This is a genomic window from Rhizobacter sp. P3_C12, assembly GCF_056402735.1.
In genome coordinates, this window is record NZ_JBFUGW010000587.1 from 1 (window position 1) to 1340 (window position 1340).

2 protein-coding genes are annotated in these 1340 nt (G+C 67.6%); one reads left to right on the plus strand and one right to left on the minus strand.

The genetic code is table 11. From position 1 onward, the window contains the following. Positions 1 to 450: 450 nt before the first annotated feature. Positions 451 to 783, plus strand: a complete 333-nt coding sequence (locus AC1DXV_RS34710) for a hypothetical protein (protein ID WP_477874232.1) — start codon at positions 451 to 453, stop codon at positions 781 to 783. Between the two features lie 3 nt (positions 784 to 786). Here the strand turns inward: AC1DXV_RS34710 and AC1DXV_RS34715 are convergent. Further along, the coding region (locus tag AC1DXV_RS34715; protein WP_477938058.1) for an AgmX/PglI C-terminal domain-containing protein at positions 787 to 1340 on the minus strand (554 nt) is incomplete at its 5' end.

Below are 1340 nucleotides of genomic sequence, written 5' to 3' on the forward strand. Positions count from 1 at the left end.
ATCTGAGGCACCGTCTGGGGATAGTATTTCGGTGCCGCCTGGGGGGCACCGCTCGCAAAAAAACAAACAACGGCACATGAGAATATCGCCGCAATCTTCATCGTCATCACTTTCGCCTTGCGCCCAGCAACCGCGGGCGCGACCGGCCTCTCTCGACTCGCCGTATCGTCAATCTCTGGGGACTGCTGGGGACGGATCGCGCGGCGGAATGGATTAGAGGCGGGGCAAGGTGGTGCAGCAAGCCCGCTCGGCGAAAAGCAGGGGTCAGCTAACCATTGTTGACAATGGCAGACGCGATTCACACGCCGCGATGAACCGCCGGCTCGCCGCTCCGATGCAGTGCCACCGCGCACCAACGGGTGAGCCCGCGGCAGGCCTTGCAAGCCGATCAAGCATCCCCACTTCCAGCGTACGGGGCGGCCACGGTGCCGCCCTCCCGGAAGGAAACGCATGAAAACCACCCAATCCCAGCAACGCAGTGTCAGCGACCTCGATGTCGTGCACGCGCTGGCGCGCCTGGTGCAACGCATGGAAGCGAGCCCGGCCGAGATCGATGCCCACCAGTACCGCACCGTCGTGCAGCAGCTGAGCCGCGCGCTCGAACGCGTCGAGCCGGGCAAGGCCTTGCAGTTGATCCTGGAAGACTGCCCGGCCGCATCCGAGCTGTACGAGAACCTGCGCTACGAACACGCCGGGCTGGTGCGCGCCCCGCTGGAGAAGGCGCTGAATGCCGAGCTGGAGGCGCGCCGCGCGATCACCCTCGCGGCGGCCACCCGGCACTGACGATCACGACGGCAGGAAGTCCAGCGGGTACGTGATGTCGATCTGGTCGACGTCGCGCGCCCCGAACTCGAACTGCTTGATCCGCGCCAGCAGCTTCGATTCCAGTTCCGGCGACTTCAGCTCGCTCGAGACGATCCGGCAATCCACCAGCTGACCCGACGGCGAGATCTTCAGGCTCAGCACGACCTTGCCCTGCAGGCCCGGATCCTCGCGCAACGCGCGGTTGTAGATCGCGTAGATCGCGCCCTTGTTGCGCTCGAACACCAGGCGGATCTCCTCGATCGAACGAGCCGCCTTGCCGCTGCCGCCACGCTGCACCGTGCCACCCGAGCCRGTGCCGTTGCCCGTGCCGCTGCCAGCCGCCGAGCCCTTGCCGCCGCCCCCGCCACCACCGGCCACGCCGGCCACCAGCGTCGTAGACCGACCCGCCAGCCCGCCCCCACCGGTGTTGCGGCTGTAGCCCGCGGTGTTGATGCCGCCGCTGCCACCGGTCGCGTTCGAGGTGATCATCGCCCGGTCCGGCAAGCCGGCTTCGGTGCCCGCGCCCACCCCCACGC